At 37.1% G+C, this 17,090-nt stretch carries 18 protein-coding genes; 15 read left to right on the top strand and 3 right to left on the bottom strand.

Annotated elements, in window-relative coordinates; genetic code table 11:
* Nucleotides 1-64: 64 nt before the first annotated feature.
* The 6 genes from AC0L8O_RS19950 (at nucleotide 65) to AC0L8O_RS19925 (ending at nucleotide 5,782) form a co-directional block, all read left to right on the top strand.
* Nucleotides 65-334 carry a gamma-type small acid-soluble spore protein gene (locus tag AC0L8O_RS19950; RefSeq protein ID WP_026562273.1) on the top strand — a complete coding sequence of 90 codons (270 nt, stop codon included), beginning with the start codon at nucleotides 65-67 and terminating at the stop codon, nucleotides 332-334.
* A 363-nt stretch (nucleotides 335-697) separates the two neighbouring features.
* On the top strand, nucleotides 698-952 hold the full coding sequence (locus tag AC0L8O_RS19945) for a YgaB family protein (protein WP_473444805.1): 255 nt from the start codon (nucleotides 698-700) through the stop codon (nucleotides 950-952).
* Between the two features lie 209 nt (nucleotides 953-1,161).
* On the top strand, nucleotides 1,162-1,740 hold the full coding sequence (locus AC0L8O_RS19940; RefSeq protein WP_473444803.1) for a Crp/Fnr family transcriptional regulator: 579 nt from the start codon (nucleotides 1,162-1,164) through the stop codon (nucleotides 1,738-1,740).
* A gap of 237 nt (nucleotides 1,741-1,977) precedes the next feature.
* Nucleotides 1,978-2,946 carry an NAD(P)-dependent alcohol dehydrogenase gene (locus AC0L8O_RS19935; protein ID WP_473449046.1) on the top strand — a complete coding sequence of 323 codons (969 nt, stop codon included), beginning with the start codon at nucleotides 1,978-1,980 and terminating at the stop codon, nucleotides 2,944-2,946.
* A 273-nt stretch (nucleotides 2,947-3,219) separates the two neighbouring features.
* Nucleotides 3,220-3,750 (top strand): nucleoside tri-diphosphate phosphatase, encoded by a 531-nt coding sequence (ntdP, locus tag AC0L8O_RS19930; RefSeq protein WP_026562275.1) that lies wholly within the window; start codon nucleotides 3,220-3,222, stop codon nucleotides 3,748-3,750.
* 289 nt (nucleotides 3,751-4,039) lie between these two features.
* Nucleotides 4,040-5,782 carry an ABC transporter ATP-binding protein gene (locus AC0L8O_RS19925; protein ID WP_473444801.1) on the top strand — a complete coding sequence of 581 codons (1,743 nt, stop codon included), beginning with the start codon at nucleotides 4,040-4,042 and terminating at the stop codon, nucleotides 5,780-5,782.
* A gap of 43 nt (nucleotides 5,783-5,825) precedes the next feature.
* Here AC0L8O_RS19925 and AC0L8O_RS19920 read toward each other — a convergent pair whose 3' ends face one another.
* Nucleotides 5,826-6,893, bottom strand: coding sequence for an FUSC family protein (locus AC0L8O_RS19920; protein ID WP_026562277.1), 1,068 nt, complete (start codon nucleotides 6,891-6,893; stop codon nucleotides 5,826-5,828).
* A gap of 322 nt (nucleotides 6,894-7,215) precedes the next feature.
* Nucleotides 7,216-8,505, bottom strand: coding sequence for a glutamate-1-semialdehyde 2,1-aminomutase (locus AC0L8O_RS19915; RefSeq protein WP_473444798.1), 1,290 nt, complete (start codon nucleotides 8,503-8,505; stop codon nucleotides 7,216-7,218).
* A gap of 151 nt (nucleotides 8,506-8,656) precedes the next feature.
* On the opposite strand from AC0L8O_RS19915, the gene AC0L8O_RS19910 reads away from it, so the two are divergent.
* The 8 genes from AC0L8O_RS19910 to perR all read left to right on the top strand — a co-directional run bounded on the left by AC0L8O_RS19910 (nucleotide 8,657) and on the right by perR (nucleotide 15,269).
* A complete protein-coding gene (locus tag AC0L8O_RS19910) occupies nucleotides 8,657-9,673 on the top strand; it encodes an ABC transporter ATP-binding protein (RefSeq protein ID WP_473444796.1) in 1,017 nt (338 codons plus the stop codon).
* A 9-nt stretch (nucleotides 9,674-9,682) separates the two neighbouring features.
* A complete protein-coding gene (locus tag AC0L8O_RS19905) occupies nucleotides 9,683-10,474 on the top strand; it encodes an ABC transporter permease (protein WP_026562280.1) in 792 nt (263 codons plus the stop codon).
* 4 nt (nucleotides 10,475-10,478) lie between these two features.
* Nucleotides 10,479-11,264 (top strand): ABC transporter permease, encoded by a 786-nt coding sequence (locus AC0L8O_RS19900; protein ID WP_026562281.1) that lies wholly within the window; start codon nucleotides 10,479-10,481, stop codon nucleotides 11,262-11,264.
* Nucleotides 11,265-11,385: 121 nt separating this feature from the next.
* On the top strand, nucleotides 11,386-11,784 hold the full coding sequence (locus AC0L8O_RS19895; protein ID WP_078433398.1) for an ion channel: 399 nt from the start codon (nucleotides 11,386-11,388) through the stop codon (nucleotides 11,782-11,784).
* Between the two features lie 68 nt (nucleotides 11,785-11,852).
* Entirely contained in the window at nucleotides 11,853-12,323 is a 471-nt protein-coding gene (gene bcp, locus AC0L8O_RS19890; protein WP_473444794.1) for a thioredoxin-dependent thiol peroxidase, read from the top strand.
* 18 nt (nucleotides 12,324-12,341) lie between these two features.
* Nucleotides 12,342-13,451: an aminopeptidase gene (locus AC0L8O_RS19885; RefSeq protein WP_473449044.1), complete on the top strand. Its 1,110-nt coding sequence runs from the start codon at nucleotides 12,342-12,344 to the stop codon at nucleotides 13,449-13,451.
* Nucleotides 13,452-13,740: 289 nt separating this feature from the next.
* Nucleotides 13,741-14,697 carry a D-2-hydroxyacid dehydrogenase gene (locus AC0L8O_RS19880; RefSeq protein ID WP_473444793.1) on the top strand — a complete coding sequence of 319 codons (957 nt, stop codon included), beginning with the start codon at nucleotides 13,741-13,743 and terminating at the stop codon, nucleotides 14,695-14,697.
* Nucleotides 14,698-14,831: 134 nt separating this feature from the next.
* The gene (gene perR / locus AC0L8O_RS19875; RefSeq protein ID WP_026562286.1) at nucleotides 14,832-15,269 is read left to right on the top strand and encodes a peroxide-responsive transcriptional repressor PerR; all 438 of its coding nucleotides are present in this window, start codon (nucleotides 14,832-14,834) and stop codon (nucleotides 15,267-15,269) included.
* A 77-nt stretch (nucleotides 15,270-15,346) separates the two neighbouring features.
* Here the strand turns inward: perR and AC0L8O_RS19870 are convergent, their stop codons facing one another.
* Entirely contained in the window at nucleotides 15,347-15,700 is a 354-nt protein-coding gene (locus tag AC0L8O_RS19870; protein WP_026562287.1) for a YgzB family protein, read from the bottom strand.
* Nucleotides 15,701-16,034: 334 nt separating this feature from the next.
* Between AC0L8O_RS19870 and AC0L8O_RS19865 the strand changes: the two genes are divergently transcribed.
* Nucleotides 16,035-16,907 (top strand): nucleotidyltransferase-like protein, encoded by an 873-nt coding sequence (locus AC0L8O_RS19865; RefSeq protein WP_473444792.1) that lies wholly within the window; start codon nucleotides 16,035-16,037, stop codon nucleotides 16,905-16,907.
* The last annotated feature ends 183 nt before the right edge of the window (nucleotides 16,908-17,090 follow it).

Genomic DNA, 17,090 nt, shown 5'->3' with positions numbered 1-17,090 from the left:
CTTAAATTTTGTGGATATAAAAATCACCTCTGGGACAATCTATATTTCGTGGAGGTGATATCGAATGGCACAAAACAACAAAACACAATCAGGTACTAACATCCAACACGTAAAACAACAAAACGCTCAAGCTGGCCAATCTGGTCAATTTGGCACTGAATTTGCGAGCGAAACAAACGCTCAAGAAGTAAGACAACAAAATGCTCAAAGTGCTCGTGGCAGCCAAGCTGGCCAATCTGGTCAATTTGGTACTGAATTTGCGAGCGAAACAAACGTACAACAAGTACGTCAACAAAACCAACAAGCTGAGTCTAACAAAGGTCAAAACTCTTAATTAGCTTAGCTTAAAGACACCTCTCTATTCACTAGAGAGGTGTCTTTTCTATTGCTCTTTTTTAGAAAAATGAATGTATTAAATACGTTTTATAAGCATAGAATATTCAGGTTGACTAATCTTACCATCATTCCAAACGACAAAACTTCTGATTCATCTACATAAGTAGTCAAAGGATCGATTGAGCAAATGGCGAATTTAATAGTACAAACTTTGGTTTGAGAAATAAGGACTTAAATCATTAGTACTTAATTTAGGTGGCTAGCTCAAGGCGCTATCAGCTAGTCATATAGGAATCGAGAGCAAAAAGCGCCTTCTATTCCTATTCGCCACCTTCCGCTTTTCTAAGAAAGGAGAGAAAAAATGAATTTTGATCAATTGGTAGGAGAGCAATTAAAAACGATGGATAAATTATTATATTTACAATCGGAAATTGAAAGATGCCAGGATCTTAAGAATCAATTGGATATCTTACAGGACGAAACGAAACTTCAATCCATTCAGGATGAAATAGAGAACATGAAAGAAGAATTATATAAGATTCAACAAGTATTCGAAAAACAAACACAAGAAGTTATCCAATCCTATGAAGACCAAAAGTTCGAAACGGTTTCATAAAAGACAAAATAAAGGAGTCATTTCTTCGGGTAAGTCGTTCCGTTTTGTGAATAAACATAGTAAATAGTATATGATTAGCATATCAATTTGGGCTGTAATTGGTATGCTATTTTAATTGTCATTTTATCCGAAAAAGGAAAAGTTTATGGATAAAAATGTTAAAATGAGTAAGGAACATCTAAATAATCTCAGTTAGAGAGGAAGGTAATATGGAGGAAGTACTATTAAAGTATATGGCTGATTTTACTTCACTCAGTGAAAATGAAAAGCGGGCAATCTATGAAAGCTTACAAATTGATGAATATATAAAAGGGAAATACCTTCTTAAACAAGGAGAACTTTCTGCTAATAAATGTTATTTCGTATTAATGGGGTGTGTTAGGCAGTTTTATGTAAATGAATCAGGTAAAGAGGTGACCTCAAATTTTTTCACTGAAGAACAAGCTATTCCAATTAACAACGAACAGACACAAGGTGATGTATCAAAGTATTCATTAGTTTGTGTCGAAGACTGCATATTAGTTGTTGGAGACGTTGGTTCTGAAAAAACGATGTTTACCAAATACCCGCAACTGGAAACCATGATACGCAAAATGATGGAGATCAACCTTGGTGAAATCCAAGAACAATTCGGAGAATTTATCAATTCTTCTCCAGAGGAACGCTACGAATCCATTTTAAGGAAACGTCCACAGTTAGTTGACCGTGTACCACAGCATCAATTGGCTAGTTATCTTGGAGTTACTCCTGAGTCATTAAGCAGAATTAAAAAGCGAATGTTAAAATAGATGCCATCCACATTTTACAATCTTCCCTATTCTTTAGCAGCAACAAAATACCGAAGCTTAACTCACAAGCATTATTGAGCTTACTTTTTTGTCATAACCACCAAAAAAATACTCTAAAATCTCTAGAAATTGATTTAAGTCAATGAAAGGTTTAAATCTCCTTGTTAATATTAAAAAAAATTAGTGTAAGGAGATTAGAGTATGGATAATTTCGGAAATAAACAGACAAATCCTTTAATGAAAGCAATCGTTTATGAAAGATATGGTTCACCCGATGTACTTGAATTAAAAGAGATAAAAAAACCTTTACCTACTGAGGATCAAATATTAGTGAAAGTTCATTCGGCTTCCTTGAACTTTGGTAACTTTGTTCTTTTGAAAGGCAAACCCTTTTTAGCCCGTTTTGCCTTTGGACTAACGAGACCAAAATATTCTATTCCGGGAGGTGACATAGCTGGTACAGTTGAAGCTGTTGGTAAGAATGTTTTGCAATTTCAGATAGGTGATGAAGTATTTGGCGACCTCTCTGGTTGTGGCTGGGGTGGTTTTGCTGAATATGTAACTGTCCCCGAATATGCTTTAGCCTTAAAGCCAGCCAATATCTCCTTCGAGGAAGCAGCTGCGACTCCTATGGCAGGTGTGACTGCCCTACAGGGACTTCGTGATAAAGGTAAGATTAAACCGGGACATAAAGTATTAATTTATGGGGCATCTGGCGGAGTCGGTACGTTCGCGGTACAAATTGCCAAATCATTTGGAGCTGAAGTAACAGGTGTATGTAGCACGAGAAATCTAGAGATATTACGTTCAATTGGAGCCGACCATATCATTGATTATACAAAAGAGGATTTCACCCAACATGAGAAGTGTTACGATTTAATTCTTGGTGTAAACGGTTCTAATTCCATTTCAGCTTATAAACGTGTATTAAAACCAAATGGGATTTTCGTTCATGTAGGAGGCTCCGAATCCCAGTTTTTTCAATCATTATTTCTTGGACCATTTATTTCAATGACTGGAAACAAGAAAATAAGAAACCTGTTACAGAGAGCCAACCAAAAAGACTTAAATGATGTAAAAGAAATACTTGAGACTGGCAAAGCAAAACCAATAATTGATAAACAGTATAAATTAAGTGAAGTAATTGAAGCTTTCAACTATTTTCAGGAAGGTCACGCTCAAGGTAAAGTAGTAATTACTGTATAACAGGATGCTTTAATTAAGATCTTTCCGCATTAAAGTAAAAAGCTTGAGGTTGAAAATTTTTCTCAAGCTTTTTTGTGTGCTAATTATACTGTTATGAATGTTGCTGATTCATTTTGGATTTTCTCTACGTTATCGGAACTACTTATTCTTCGGGAAATGACTCTTTTATTTTCCTTTTCTATTCACAAACGTTATAATAAGAACAACTATATTAGGTGAATACGTTTGTGAAAGAGGTTTCACGAAGCAACCGACTGAAAGAAGGGGAGAAAAGTGGGCTTTCCCAGGGAAGGAGACAAAATACAAATTCATAGTTATAAGCATAATGGCTACATCCATAGAGTCTGGGAAGAATCAACTGTTTTAAAAGGGTCTCAGCATTGTATTATTGGTGGGAATGACCGAACAATTGTAACTGAATCGGACGGAAGAACATGGGTGACAAGAGAGCCGGCAATATGCTATTTTCATGCCAGACACTGGTTTAATATAATTGGTATGCTAAGAGAAGATGGAGTTTATTACTACTGCAATATCAGTTCACCATTTGTTTGGGATGACGAAGCTTTAAAATATATTGACTATGACCTTGATGTAAAAGTATACCCTGATATGACGTTTACCATATTAGATGAAGATGAATATGAACTTCATAGCAAGATGATGAACTATCCTGAAGTCATTGATCTTATTTTAAGGAAAAATTTGGACACGCTACTCCGATGGATTCGACAAAAGAAAGGACCGTTTGCACCTGAATTTATCGATGAGTGGTATGAACGCTATTTAACATACGTAAAATAAATATACAGTGGCAAGGGTGACTCTCGTGCTTACTCAAGGTTTGAGTAAATGATGAGTCAGCCTTTTTCACATTATTAAAGGGAGAAACCGACCAAGGCGCTTGCGCTTATAGCGGATAAAACACAGTAAAGAGGTTTTGTCTTAGTGTTGGTGTCTAGCTTCAGCGCCTAGGCCCTCGAGGTCATAAGTCAATTTGGAATTGAAGGCAAAGAACGCCTTCTATTCCAAATCGCCTTATGCTTGTCGGGCCTGACCAAGGCGCTTACGCATTTCGAAAAGGGGGATCTATTTGGGGGCTGTAAGACGATATATGGCTTTTGTAAAGCCTTATCGCCTACAAATTGTAGGAACAATTATTATTGGTGTCATCAAGTTTTCGATTCCATTGCTAATGCCTTTGTTAATTAGGCATGTGGTGGATAACATTATTGGCGGCACTGGGACAGATGCTGAAAAGACAAAAGAATTATTGACCATTATGGGGATCATGTTTGTATTATTTGTCGTGATTCGTCCACCTGTGGAATATTACCGGCAATATTTTGCACAATGGACTGCAAGTAAAATCTTATATGATATTCGAGATCAATTATTTACTCATTTACAGAAATTAAGCTTGCGTTATTATGCAAATACGCGGGCTGGAGAAATTATATCTCGTGTGATAAATGATGTTGAGCAAACAAAGAATTTTGTTATTACAGGTTTAATGAATGTTTGGTTAGATATTGTTACGATCATCATTGCTGTAGGAATTATGATGTCTATGAACGTGAAATTAACGCTCGTATCCATTATTCTTTTTCCGTTTTATGGATTGTCGGTGAAGTATTTCTACGGGAAATTAAGACATTTAACAAGAGTGCGGTCACAGGCTCTTGCTGAAGTACAAGGTCATTTACATGAAAGAGTGCAGGGAATGCCTGTTATTCGAAGTTTTGCGACTGAAGAGTTTGAACAAGGACAATTTGCGAAGGAAAATTCTAATTTTCTTGGAAAAGCACTCGACCATACAAGCTGGAATGCAAAAACATTTGCGATTGTTAATACGTTAACAGATATTGCTCCGTTGATTGTCATTAGCTTTGCTGGTTATCAAGTCATTCATGGAGATTTGACGATCGGGACGATGGTTGCGTTTATTGCCTATATCGAACAGCTGTACAATCCGCTTCGAAGACTCATCAATTCATCGACAACCTTAACACAGGCGTTTGCATCTATGGACCGTGTGTTTGAATTTATCGATGTTCCTTATGAAGTTGTTGATAAGCCAAATGCGATAAAAGCTGATCAAGTAAAAGGTGAAGTTGAATTTAAACACATTTCTTTTCGCTATCATGAAAAAGAGCCACTTATTATTGAAAATCTTTCTTTGCGTGTCAATAAGGGAGAAACAGTGGCACTTGTAGGGATGAGCGGTGGAGGAAAATCAACACTGGTAAGTTTATTACCCCGCTTTTATGATGTAACAGAAGGGCAAATTCTTTTAGATAATAGAGATATTCGTGATTATGAAGCACAGAGTTTACGTGAGCAAATTGGTATGGTTCTTCAGGATACATTTTTGTTCAGCAATACGGTAAGGGAAAATATTCTCATTGGAAAACCTGATGCAACAGAGGAAGAAGTGGTACAGGCAGCTAAGGCAGCAAATGCACATGAGTTTATTTTGAAATTACCAAACGGCTATGAAACAAAAGTGGGTGAAAGAGGTGTGAAGCTTTCCGGTGGACAAAAGCAAAGGGTATCAATTGCAAGGGTGTTTTTAAAAAATCCGCCGATCCTCATCCTTGATGAAGCAACATCAGCACTTGATTTAGAAAGTGAACATCTTATTCAAGAGGCACTTGAAAAGCTTGCGAAAGAACGCACAACCTTTATTGTGGCTCATCGTCTTTCAACCATTACACACGCAGACAAAATTGTCCTCATTGAAGATGGGAAAATAGTTGAGCAAGGTACACATCAGGACTTAATGCAAAAAGAAGGCCACTACTATAATTTATTTCAAATTCAACAGCTTGATTAACCAAAAAGGCACATGTCTCAAAAATAGAGATATGTGCCTTTTCTTATTCCTCAGAAAGCTTAATCTCATTATCATCTTTGTGATAATGATGAAAACTGTAAATTAACGTATCTAAATGTTCTAATTGCTCACTATAATCGATGATCGAAGAAATGAGCGGCAATAGTGAATAGAAACAATCGGTATCGTGTTGTTCATGATACCTCATGAACATAGAAGTAAGTTGTTCCTTAGTAAACTTGCCTTCCTCAGTTATTTCCGTAGAAGGTTGAGCCTTTGTTTTTCCGATAAATCTAAGCAAAGATTCTTCATGAAAATATAGAAGGTAATCTAATTCTGTTACAAGAATTTTTTGAAAATCCTCAGGCATTTGATTTAAGTCATTTTCTAAGCGATGCAATTTTTTTAATGTTTCCAACGCTTTGTTTGTTGTGACAATCATTTGCCGGAAAAGAACGAGCTTTCTTGATTTTGCATAGCTTTCACGCTTAAAGTAATTTCGTTCTTCTTTATAATGTAAATAAAGCTGATCCAACTTGATCATTTTTTCTTTTAATTTTTCAATATCGTCTTTTAAAACATTATGTTCTGAAGCATGGCGGATGTTGACTCTCATCCATTTGATAATATCTTCTGTGTTTTCGGCAATTCGGTTGTAAAGCTTTGTTTCGTATTTCGGTGGAAGAAATACTAAGTTGACAATAAAGGCTGCGAATACTCCGAGTAATATTGTGGAAAAGCGAATCAAGGCGATTTGAACAAAATCGTCACCAGGGCTTTCTAATATGGCGATAACCGTCACGAGAGCAACAGGAATTGTGCTTTCGGCCTTCAATTTTATATTGATGGCAATAACAATAATGGCTGTGAGACCAATGATGATCGGATTTGAGCCAAAGATTATTCCAAAGGTGATGGCTAATGCGGCACCAATGACATTTGCTTGAACCTGTTCGATAATAGAAATATAAGAGCGATAAATAGTTGGTTGAATGGCAAAAATCGCTGAAATACCAGCAAAAGCAACAGAAGGCAATTCCAATGCTAGTGCTAAAAATAAAGCTAGTGTAATGGCTATCCCTGTCTTAAGGATGCGTGCACCTAGTTTCATGTATGCTTAAAACATTCCTTTCGTTTTTTAAATGACAACTCTAAAAAAGTAGTTTGAATAGTGGATTTTATAAGTTGTATATAGTTTTCACTGTCTAGCTCAGGCACCTAGTCCGAAGCAAAGGCTAACCAAGACGCTTGCGCTTTTCTTATAAATCAATATCGTACTATACAGCCTTTTATTCCCTATTACAAGAAGTATTTACCCTATTTTACGAAAATGTAAATCGTCCATATTTTCTGAAAATAGTCTTTAATAGAAAAAGGAAGAGGTTGACTCTTGGGCTATGCCCTTGGAAGGAGTCTTCCTCTTCTTTTATATACTATCTCAGTTCACTAAATGCTCGTTCAACAGCTTTTAATGTTACTTGGATATCTTCTTCAGTATGTGCGGTTGTTAAGAACCAGGCTTCGTATTTTGAAGGAGCAAGGTTAATTCCTTGGTGCAGCATGAGCTTAAAGAATTTCGCAAACATCTCACCGTCTGTGTTTTCAGCTTGTTCGTAGTTGGAGATTTTTTCGTTTGTGAAATAAATGGTTAATGCACCTTTTAGTCGGTTGATCGTTATCGGAATATTATATGTACGAGCATGCTGTAATATTCCTTCTTCAAGGATTTTTCCTAATTTATCAAGGTTTTCATAGACATCTTCTTGTTTCAATACTTCCAGACAAGCTATTCCGGAAAGAATGGAAGCAGGATTACCGGCCATTGTTCCGGCTTGATATGCAGGTCCTAATGGTGCAACTTGTTCCATAATTTCTTTTTTACCGCCGTAAGCCCCGATCGGAAGACCGCCTCCGATAATTTTCCCTAGTGCTGTTAGGTCAGGATACACACCGAGCAGATCTTGAGCTCCGCCATACATAAAACGGAACGCAGTGATGACTTCATCATAAATAACTAAAGCTCCAGCTTGGTGGATAAGATCATTTACTTCCTCTAAGAAACCAGGTTTCGGTTCAACGATTCCAAAGTTTCCTACGATTGGTTCAACAAGAATGGCAGCCACTTCATCTCCCCACTTATCTAAAGCTTCTTTTAATGGTTCGATTTCGTTAAATGGAACAGTAATAACTTCTTGGGCAATGCTTTTTGGAACACCCGCAGAATCTGGAGTTCCTAATGTTGAAGGGCCGGATCCTGCTGCGACTAAAACGAGATCTGAATGACCGTGGTAGCAGCCCGCAAATTTAATGATTTTCGTGCGGCCTGTATAAGCGCGTGCTACCCGGATTGTTGTCATGACAGCCTCTGTACCAGAGTTCACAAAACGAACTTTGTCCATTGCAGGCATTGCTTCCTTCAGCATTTTCGCAAATGTAATTTCATGTGGAGTTGGAGTCCCGTAAAGAACACCGGTTTCAGCCGCTCTAGTAATCGCCTCTGTAATATGCGGATGAGCATGTCCAGTAATAATTGGTCCGTATGCTGCCAAATAATCAATATATTGATTGCCGTCAACATCCCAGAAATAAGCACCTTTTGCTCTTTCCATGACAACAGGTGATCCTCCGCCAACAGCTTTATAAGAACGGGAAGGGGAGTTAACTCCGCCTACAATATGTTGTAAAGCTTCTTCGTGTAATTGTTGTGATTTTGAAAAATTCATCAGTATCCTCCTACTAAGTAAAACATGAAAAGACTATGGTTATTCTAACACGAATCTTTGAATCTAAAAAATTTGAAATTAGGTGCTTACCATTTGTTGAATGAACACATTTTAGATAAACTAAGTTGTGGTCAGATTTGGAGGGAGTAAAATGACAAATATCATTGAAGTAAACCAATTACGCAAAGAATTTAAATCATACTCGAGCAGACAAGGCTTAAAGGGTGCGTTTCGCGATTTATTAAATAGACAATACAAAACAATTCCTGCAGTGAATGACGTAACCTTTACTGTGAAGCAGGGGGAAATGGTTGGGTATATTGGTGAAAATGGAGCGGGGAAATCCACTTCCATTAAAATGCTGACAGGGATTTTAACACCGACGTCAGGGAAAGTTTTAGTCAATGGGATGAATCCTCATAAAGAACGTGAACAGTTTGTACGATCGATTGGAGTCGTATTCGGCCAGCGTTCACAGCTATGGTGGGATATAGCGGTGCAGGAGTCATTTCGTTTGTTGAAAAAAGTATATAAAGTGTCTGACAAAGATTATAACGAGCATATGGAGCATGTGATTTCGACGCTTGATATTGGTCCTTTGCTAGATAAGCCTGTTAGGAAGCTGTCACTTGGACAAAGAATGAGGTGTGAGCTTGCCGCAGCACTTATTCACAATCCGCCTCTATTGTTTTTGGATGAGCCGACAATCGGGCTTGATGTTCTTGTAAAGCTGAAAATCCGTCAATTCCTAAAAGAAATGAATGAAAAATACAAAACAACGATTCTGTTAACAACCCATGACCTTTCAGATATTGAAGCACTTTGTGAGCGGGTCATTATGCTTGATGAAGGGAAAGTCATCTATGATGGTGCATTAGCAAAGCTGCGTTCTCATTGGGGAGAAGGAAAGCAAATTGAATTTCAATTTGAGCAGGAAGTACTTGAAGAACAGCTCAGCTTCTTAACTCAGGATCTTGATGTTGTGTGGCAAAAGGGAGATAAATTGCTTTCGTGGAATGCTCTCGTTAGTGATAAGGAATCACAAATGTCTGAGTTAATTGGTCGGATAGTAGGGACACATCAAATTACAGATGTAAGTGTGAAAGAAATTTCCACTGAAGAGGTTATTCGTAATATCTATGAAAAAGGAGAGGCCCTTTCAAGCTGAGGTGAAAACATGGATAAGTATATTGAAATGATAAGAATCCGCTTTTTAATGATGCTCGCGTATCGAACCAATTATTATAGCGGAATTTTGATTTATAGCATAAATATAGGTGCCTATTATTTTTTATGGACCGCGATATATGGTGGGAAAGAATCAATCGAAGGATTATCAGCCGTTCAAATGACAACATATATAGCTGTCTCATGGATGGCGAGGGCGTTTTATTTTAACAATATTGATCGTGAAATTGCCCTAGAGATAAAAGAAGGAAAAGTTGCAGTTGAACTTATAAGACCTTATAACTACCTTGGCATGAAAACGATGCAGGCATTTGGTGAGGGGATTTTCCGGTTGGTATTCTTCTCGGTGCCGGGGATGGTCATTGTTGCCCTCGTTTTTCCGATGGAGTTTTCGACAAATGGATTAACATGGCTTTTATTTGCAAGCTCACTTGTGTTTAGTTTTATTGTGAATACCCAGATCAACTTAATTACGGGGATGTTAACATTTTTCTTGTTTAATAATGACGGATTAATGAGAGCGAAACGGGTGATTATTGATCTGTTCTCAGGTCTGTTATTGCCAATCAGTTTTTACCCGATGTGGGCCCAGGATATAATGGTGTATTTCCCATTTCAGGCGATCAGCTATATTCCCAGCATGATTTTTACTGAAGGAATAAAAGGCAATGAAGTTCTTCAAGCTATTTTGTTGCAAGGATTTTGGGCATTCGTATTGTTCCTCCCAATTCAGGTTCTTTGGGCTATCGCAAAAAAACGAATGATCATTCAGGGAGGATGATGAGATGTTTTATTTTTCAATGTTCACCCAATATGTAGGACAATATATGAAAACAAGAATGCAATACAGAGCTGATATGGTTGTGGAATTGCTGTCAGATATGTTGTTTCAAGTAACGAATTTGGTTTTTATTCTTGTCGTATTTGGTCATACGCAGTTTTTAAGCGGCTGGACTCGTGATGAAATCATCTTTATTTACGGGTTTTTCTTAGTTCCGTTTGCGGTGTTTGGTGCATTTTTTAATATTTGGGATTTTAACGAGCGGTATATCGTCAAAGGGGAAATGGATCGTATTTTAACAAGACCGATTCACAGTCTGTTTCAAGTGATTTTGGAACGGATGGAGCTTGAGTCTTTGTTTGGAGCAATTACCGGTATTATTATTATGGGGTATGCGTCGATTCAACTTGGCTTAAGTTTTCATTGGTATGATATCATCTTTTTTATTATCTTTGTGATAAGCGGGGCCCTTGTATATGCGGGGATTTTCGTTTCCTTAGCAAGTATCGGATTTTGGTCAGATGCCCGTACTTCCCTTATGCCGATGATGTACAATATCGGAAACTATGGCCGTTATCCTGTTGATATTTATAATTCTGTTATTCGCTTTGTATTAACATGGATCCTGCCGTTTGCATTTGTCGGTGTGTATCCGGCAGCTTATTTTCTTGATAAAGAAGAATGGTATGTGTATTCCTTTTTGACCCCTGTGATGGGAATCGTGTTTTTTGTGGTTTCTGTATTTTTATGGAATCAAGGAGTGAAAAGGTATAGAGGTGCGGGAAATTAAATTAGGCTACACAAAAGGACTTAGCTCTTTCATGCTAAGTCCTTTTTATTATTTTTTCATAACCGGGCATAGGCCTGTATATATTGTATAAAGGACAACCTTAAATAGGGTGGGGGAAAATGTGGGCCTTCTATTTGGTATATGTATTGCCGTCTGTATCTTTATGAGTTTTAGATATGTAGTGATTGTTTGCTTTCAAAAGAATTTTTTATCAGTTGAAACAATTATTATGATTATGTATCTATATATATCCCTTTTATTAGGGTTCGGGGTCATCTATTTAATTTGTATTCAAAGCAGTATTCCGGTCTTGCAAGAAGCTGGGAACGTCACAACGGGAGGCTATTTTGATAACCTATTTACCTCTCTATACTTTAGTGCAGTGACATTGTTTTCATTAGGTTATGGTGACGTTGTTCCGGTTGGCATAGGTCGGTTTTTAGCAGTTATAGAATCTTTAATTGGCTATGTCCTTCCAGCTGTTTTCTTAGCGCGTACCGTTATTGGCATCGAAAAGTAGTTCAGAGTTGTAGGATGACAAAAAGTTGGTTACGCTTATGAGAGAACGAAAAAGTTGGAGGGATATTTATGTCAATTGAAGTTGGTAGTCATGTACCTAATATAGAATTAGTAGCAGACAGTGGAGAAAAGGTAAGTTTACCTGATTATAAGGGGAAATATGTTGTATTATATTTTTACCCGAAGGATATGACGCCGGGTTGTACAACTGAGGCATGTGACTTCCGGGACCAGCATCAAAGCTTTTCAGACGTTAATGCAGTCATCGTCGGGGTAAGTCCTGATCCACAGGAAAAACATCAAAAGTTTAAAGAAAAACATGACTTGCCTTTTCAACTATTAGTTGATGATGAACACCAATTAGCAGAAGCTTTTGACGTGTGGAAGCTGAAGAAAAACTTTGGCAAGGAATATATGGGGATTGAGCGCTCTACTTTTATTATTGATCCTGATGGGAAAATCATCAAAGAATGGAGAAAGGTAAAAGTAAAAGATCATGTTGAGGAAGCTTTGAATTACATAAAAGAAATTCAATCTTAATAAATAGAAGGTGTCATGATGAGAGATGAGAGAATAAAAAAACTGGCCGCGGTTCTTTTAAATCACTCGGTGAAAGTGAAAAAAGGGGAAAGAGTGTTGATTAGGGGTCACTTAAATACAAAACCTCTTATAACGGAAATCATTGATCAAGCATATTCATTAGGAGCATATCCTTATGTGGAAATACTTGATGATGAGATTACACTGCATCTAGCCAAGAACTATCAAAAAGCTCAATTGGAAACGCAAGCAAAATGGCAAATGCAAACATATCAAGATGTAGATGCTGTGATTGTCATTATTGGGGAAGAAAATGATGCGGAAATGGCTGAGGTTCCTGCAGAAATGCATAAACTCCGTGGAGAAATTATGAAGCCGGTATCTGAATTCTATGTAAATCATCGTAAGTGGGTGCTGTTGAATTATCCGACAAAGGGATTAGCTCAGAAAGCAGGAATGAGCACTAGTTCCTTTGAAGATTATCTATTCGATGTGTGTACAGTTGATTATGACAAAATGGCTAGTGCTGCAGGGCCGTTAAAAGAATTAATGGAAAAAACGGATACTGTAAGAATTACAGGACCTGGTACCGATTTGCAGTTTTCTATCAAAGATATTCCGGTGATCCCATGTACGGGTGAAGCAAATGTACCTGATGGCGAAATCTTTACGGCCCCGATCAAAGATTCGGTTAATGGAACAATTTCCTTTAACACACCTTGTCCTTATCACGGAATTACATTCCGCGATGTAAAACTTACGTTTGAAAATGGAAAAATTGTTGATGCGGTTTCAGATCAAACCGAAAAATTGAATGAAATTCTGGATACTGATGAGGGTGCAAGATATATTGGTGAATTTGCATTAGGGTTCCATCCTTATATAGAAGAGCCGATTGGTGATATCTTGTTTGATGAAAAGATTTGCGGAAGCTTTCATTTTACACCTGGTGAAGCATATGAAGAAGCGAATAATGGAAACAAATCGGCAATCCATTGGGATATGGTGTTAATTCAAAGACCTGAGTATGGCGGGGGAGAAATTTATTTTGATGATGTGCTTGTTCGAAAAGACGGCCAATTTGTTCTTCCAGAGCTAAAGGGCTTAAACCAGGAAAATCTTAAGTAAAATATTGAGCCTATTTTTAAAACGTAAGGCAAACGTCCAGCCAAATTTATAGATTGTGCGTAGATTATTAGGGAAGGCATTACCTCCTCAAATGTTAGCGCCGGATTGGAAGTGCGGACTAAGGTCCGCACTCTTTTTTATTTTAATACTTTGTATCTAGGCTTTCCTACCACAGGAGTCTCACATATCTGCTCCAAGCAACCAAAGCAGTTTTGTGTACAGAACATAAGGGAAACGTTTAACGAGCCAATTTTTTTGAAACTTAGAATATACAAAAAAGGGGAAAATAATGGTGAAGGTATTATCTACAGTTAAGCTACCAGAATATATGAAAGAGGATTTACGTCGCGCTTATCCTGATGTTGTGTTTTATCATGATAAAAAAATAAATGAGGCACTTGATTTATTACCAGAGGCAGATATTATTTTGACGTATGGAGAGGATATGACAGAGGAACATATTAACCTGGCGAAGAATCTGAAGTGGATGATGGTTGCGTCTGCAGGGATTGATCAACTTCCTTTTAGTGTGCTTGAAGAGCGTGATATTTTAGTGACGAATTCAAAAGGTGTGCATGCTATTCCGATGGCCGAGTATTGTATCTCTATGATGCTTCAAGTTTCAAGACAAGCGGAAGTGTTAGCTGAAAATCAGCGATTACATAAATGGGATCGACGTGTAAGAATGGAAGAACTATACGGGAAGACAGTGCTTATTATAGGAACAGGAGCAATCGGAACGGCGACTGCAAAGCTAACTCAAGCATTCGGGATGAATGTATGGGGTGTAAATAGTGATGGAAGAGCTGTTGACCATTTTGATAAAACATATAAAATGAGTGAAGTGGAAGACCCGTTGTCTCATGCTGATTTTGTCATTTCCGTTCTCCCAAGCACAGATCGAACAAAAGGACTACTTAATAAAGAATTCTTTCAAAATATGAAAAATCATGCTGTGTTTATCAACATTGGAAGAGGTGACGTGGTCGTCGAAAAGGAGTTAATTGATGTGCTTAAATCAAACAATTCCATGCATGCTGTTTTAGATGTATTTGAGACAGAGCCACTACCAGCGGAGCACGAGCTTTGGGATATGGACAATGTTACGATTACACCTCATCTATCGGGAATCACGAAAAGGTACCTACCCAGAGCGATGGAAATTTTCAAAAGCAATCTTGCTGATTATATAAGCAATGAACATAAGCAGATGAAAAATAAGATTTCATTAGGTAAAAGATATTAAATAAGCGCATGAGTGAAAGATTGTGGTAAATAATACATTGTATAAGTAACGTTTGACAAAAGTCGTAGTAACAATGTACACTAATTATAAACATTATAATGTAAGAATTTTTATAGAAGTGAGGTGCATGGCGGATGTCTGAACATCAATTAAAGGATGCATTAGATACCCTGAAACAAACTGGAGTGCGTATTACACCTCAACGTCATGCTATACTTGAATTCTTGGTCGATTCCATGATTCACCCTACAGCCGATGATATATATAAAGCATTAGAAGGAAAATTCCCTAATATGAGTGTTGCTACTGTTTATAACAACTTAAGGGTATTTCGTGAAGTTGGACTTGTTAAGGAATTAACGTATGGCGATGCATCTAGTCGTTTTGATTTTGTAACGTCGGATCACTATCACGTCATTTGTGAAGGTTGCGGAAAGATTGTTGATTTTTCTTATCCGGGACTTGATGAAGTTGAGGCTTTAGCTGCACATGTAACGGGATTTAAAGTTAGTCACCATCGTATGGAAATTTACGGATTGTGCAATAGTTGTGAAAAGAAAGAAACACATTAAAACAAGCTAGGCTTTATAGCTTGTTTTTGCATTGACTAAAAAAAGAACGGCAGAATTTAGCCGTTCTTTTCTGTGTGCTATTTAAGCTTCTTACGATTATAGCTTTCATCAAATTCTTTACCTTCAAGATCCTTGTCCAATGTGAGAGGTTCCTTACAGTACATACACATATCAACACGTCCTAAAATCTTTGTGTGTTTCCCGCAATTGGGACATGTTACTTGAACAGCTTTTGTTGAAAGCATACCGATCCAGAAATAAACAACCGTACTTGCGATAATCGACAGCATACCCAACATCATGAAAATCGTCATCACCCACATGTTCGTGCGGAAGAAAACACCGATATACATAATGATAAATCCAACAAAGATTAAGCTTAAAGCGAAAGTTCTTATTTTATTGATTTTACTTGTATATTTACGAGCCATACTTTGCCCTCCTAATGACGATAAATCGAGTTTAGCGCTTTCTATCCTTATGCTTTTTAATCTTATCAGAAATGATATTTTTTTGGTACTAGTTTTAGAATAGTAGGAATAGAAACTCGCTTTATCCCATTCTTAACAGGCAGTAAGACTCCGACTCCAAGATTCGAGAGAAACAAAGATGATAACTGCTTATAAAGATCCGATAAGTCTCGCTAATCATCAGTGGAGGATGAAGAAAACTCCGATCTGATGGAAGTCTCTCTTTAATAGAAGAGGATTTTGTAAGACTGATGTAGAAAGATTATGAAAGCCAATATAATGGAGGATGATGTTGATGGAAGATATTCTCCGTCCAATTTATCAAGAACGTGCAAGCCACCCAAATACTTTAGCAATTGTGATGATTGAAAAACGAAACCAAACTTCACCATTAACAGATAATCTTGATGTAGCTTTATTAGTCATTGTGTCAGAACTGAATCACCCTTTGTATGTAAAACATTATGAATATGATGATAAAAAAGCTTCTTTGACTGTTATGTCAAAAGATGATGTGAACAAATCCATTCTACTTGGAACAAATCGCAGAATGGTTGATTGGATTTTGAATGGAAAGGTCCTATTTGACCGAAATGAATACATAGCTGAACTAGTTGAGCGTCTGAGAACATTTCCGTTTTCGGAGAGAAAGTTAAAAATAGGGATTGAATTCGCCAAGCTGATTCGACGTTATTTAGAAGGAAAGGTATTCTTTGAATCAAATCAATTATTAGATACATACAACCATATTGTTCATGCGCTTCATCATTTAGCGAGATTAGAAGTCATTGATAGGGGCTTTTACCCTGAAGTAACGGTTTGGAATCAGGTTAAACAAATCGAGCCGCAAATTTATAAGCTATACAAAGAGCTTATTGAAGGAGAAGAATCTCTTGAAAAAAGACTGGAGCTTTTATTCTTGGCAAGTGATTTTCTAATCCATTCAAAAACAGAAGTCGGTGCAGGCCATATTCTATCCGTTATGGCTGAAAGAGACTCGTGGTACTTCCATGAGTTATATCAACATCCTGAATTACAACATTACTCCGTGGATTTAAGTGTTTTATTGGAGTTTTTAGTAGAAAAGAAATATGTATCTATAGAAAGACAACAAACAAAAGGTAAGGGAGTTTTTCATAGAGTATATTTTGTTAATAAAAAGTGTTGACTTAGGTTTTTGTAGATGTTATATTATTATTCGTCGCTGTTACTTATAACGCAGCGGCGATCATTTTGTCTCTGACTTGATTGAAAAAAGTTTTTTGAAAAAGTTGTTGACGATACGAGTTGGAAATGGTATATTAAGAAAGTCGCTTCTGATGAAACGACAACAAATGATCTTTGAAAACTA

It is taken from the genome of Metabacillus sp. KJ11-3 (assembly GCF_055808295.1).
This window is presented reverse-complemented; position numbering and strand designations above follow the sequence as displayed.

Excerpts from the sequence above, each read along its gene's own strand:
- AC0L8O_RS19950 (WP_026562273.1), top strand. The coding sequence starts at position 65 with ATGGCACAAAACAACAAAACACAATCAGGTACTAACATCCAACACGTA.
- AC0L8O_RS19945 (WP_473444805.1), top strand. The coding sequence starts at position 698 with ATGAATTTTGATCAATTGGTAGGAGAGCAATTAAAAACGATGGATAAA.
- AC0L8O_RS19940 (WP_473444803.1), top strand. The coding sequence starts at position 1,162 with ATGGAGGAAGTACTATTAAAGTATATGGCTGATTTTACTTCACTCAGT.
- AC0L8O_RS19935 (WP_473449046.1), top strand. The coding sequence starts at position 1,978 with ATGAAAGCAATCGTTTATGAAAGATATGGTTCACCCGATGTACTTGAA.
- AC0L8O_RS19920 (WP_026562277.1), bottom strand. The coding sequence starts at position 6,893 with ATGAAACTAGGTGCACGCATCCTTAAGACAGGGATAGCCATTACACTA.
- AC0L8O_RS19915 (WP_473444798.1), bottom strand. The coding sequence starts at position 8,505 with ATGAATTTTTCAAAATCACAACAATTACACGAAGAAGCTTTACAACAT.
- AC0L8O_RS19910 (WP_473444796.1), top strand. The coding sequence starts at position 8,657 with ATGACAAATATCATTGAAGTAAACCAATTACGCAAAGAATTTAAATCA.
- AC0L8O_RS19905 (WP_026562280.1), top strand. The coding sequence starts at position 9,683 with ATGGATAAGTATATTGAAATGATAAGAATCCGCTTTTTAATGATGCTC.
- AC0L8O_RS19900 (WP_026562281.1), top strand. The coding sequence starts at position 10,479 with ATGTTTTATTTTTCAATGTTCACCCAATATGTAGGACAATATATGAAA.
- bcp (WP_473444794.1), top strand. The coding sequence starts at position 11,853 with ATGTCAATTGAAGTTGGTAGTCATGTACCTAATATAGAATTAGTAGCA.
- AC0L8O_RS19885 (WP_473449044.1), top strand. The coding sequence starts at position 12,342 with ATGAGAGATGAGAGAATAAAAAAACTGGCCGCGGTTCTTTTAAATCAC.
- AC0L8O_RS19880 (WP_473444793.1), top strand. The coding sequence starts at position 13,741 with ATGGTGAAGGTATTATCTACAGTTAAGCTACCAGAATATATGAAAGAG.
- perR (WP_026562286.1), top strand. The coding sequence starts at position 14,832 with ATGTCTGAACATCAATTAAAGGATGCATTAGATACCCTGAAACAAACT.
- AC0L8O_RS19870 (WP_026562287.1), bottom strand. The coding sequence starts at position 15,700 with ATGGCTCGTAAATATACAAGTAAAATCAATAAAATAAGAACTTTCGCT.
- AC0L8O_RS19865 (WP_473444792.1), top strand. The coding sequence starts at position 16,035 with ATGGAAGATATTCTCCGTCCAATTTATCAAGAACGTGCAAGCCACCCA.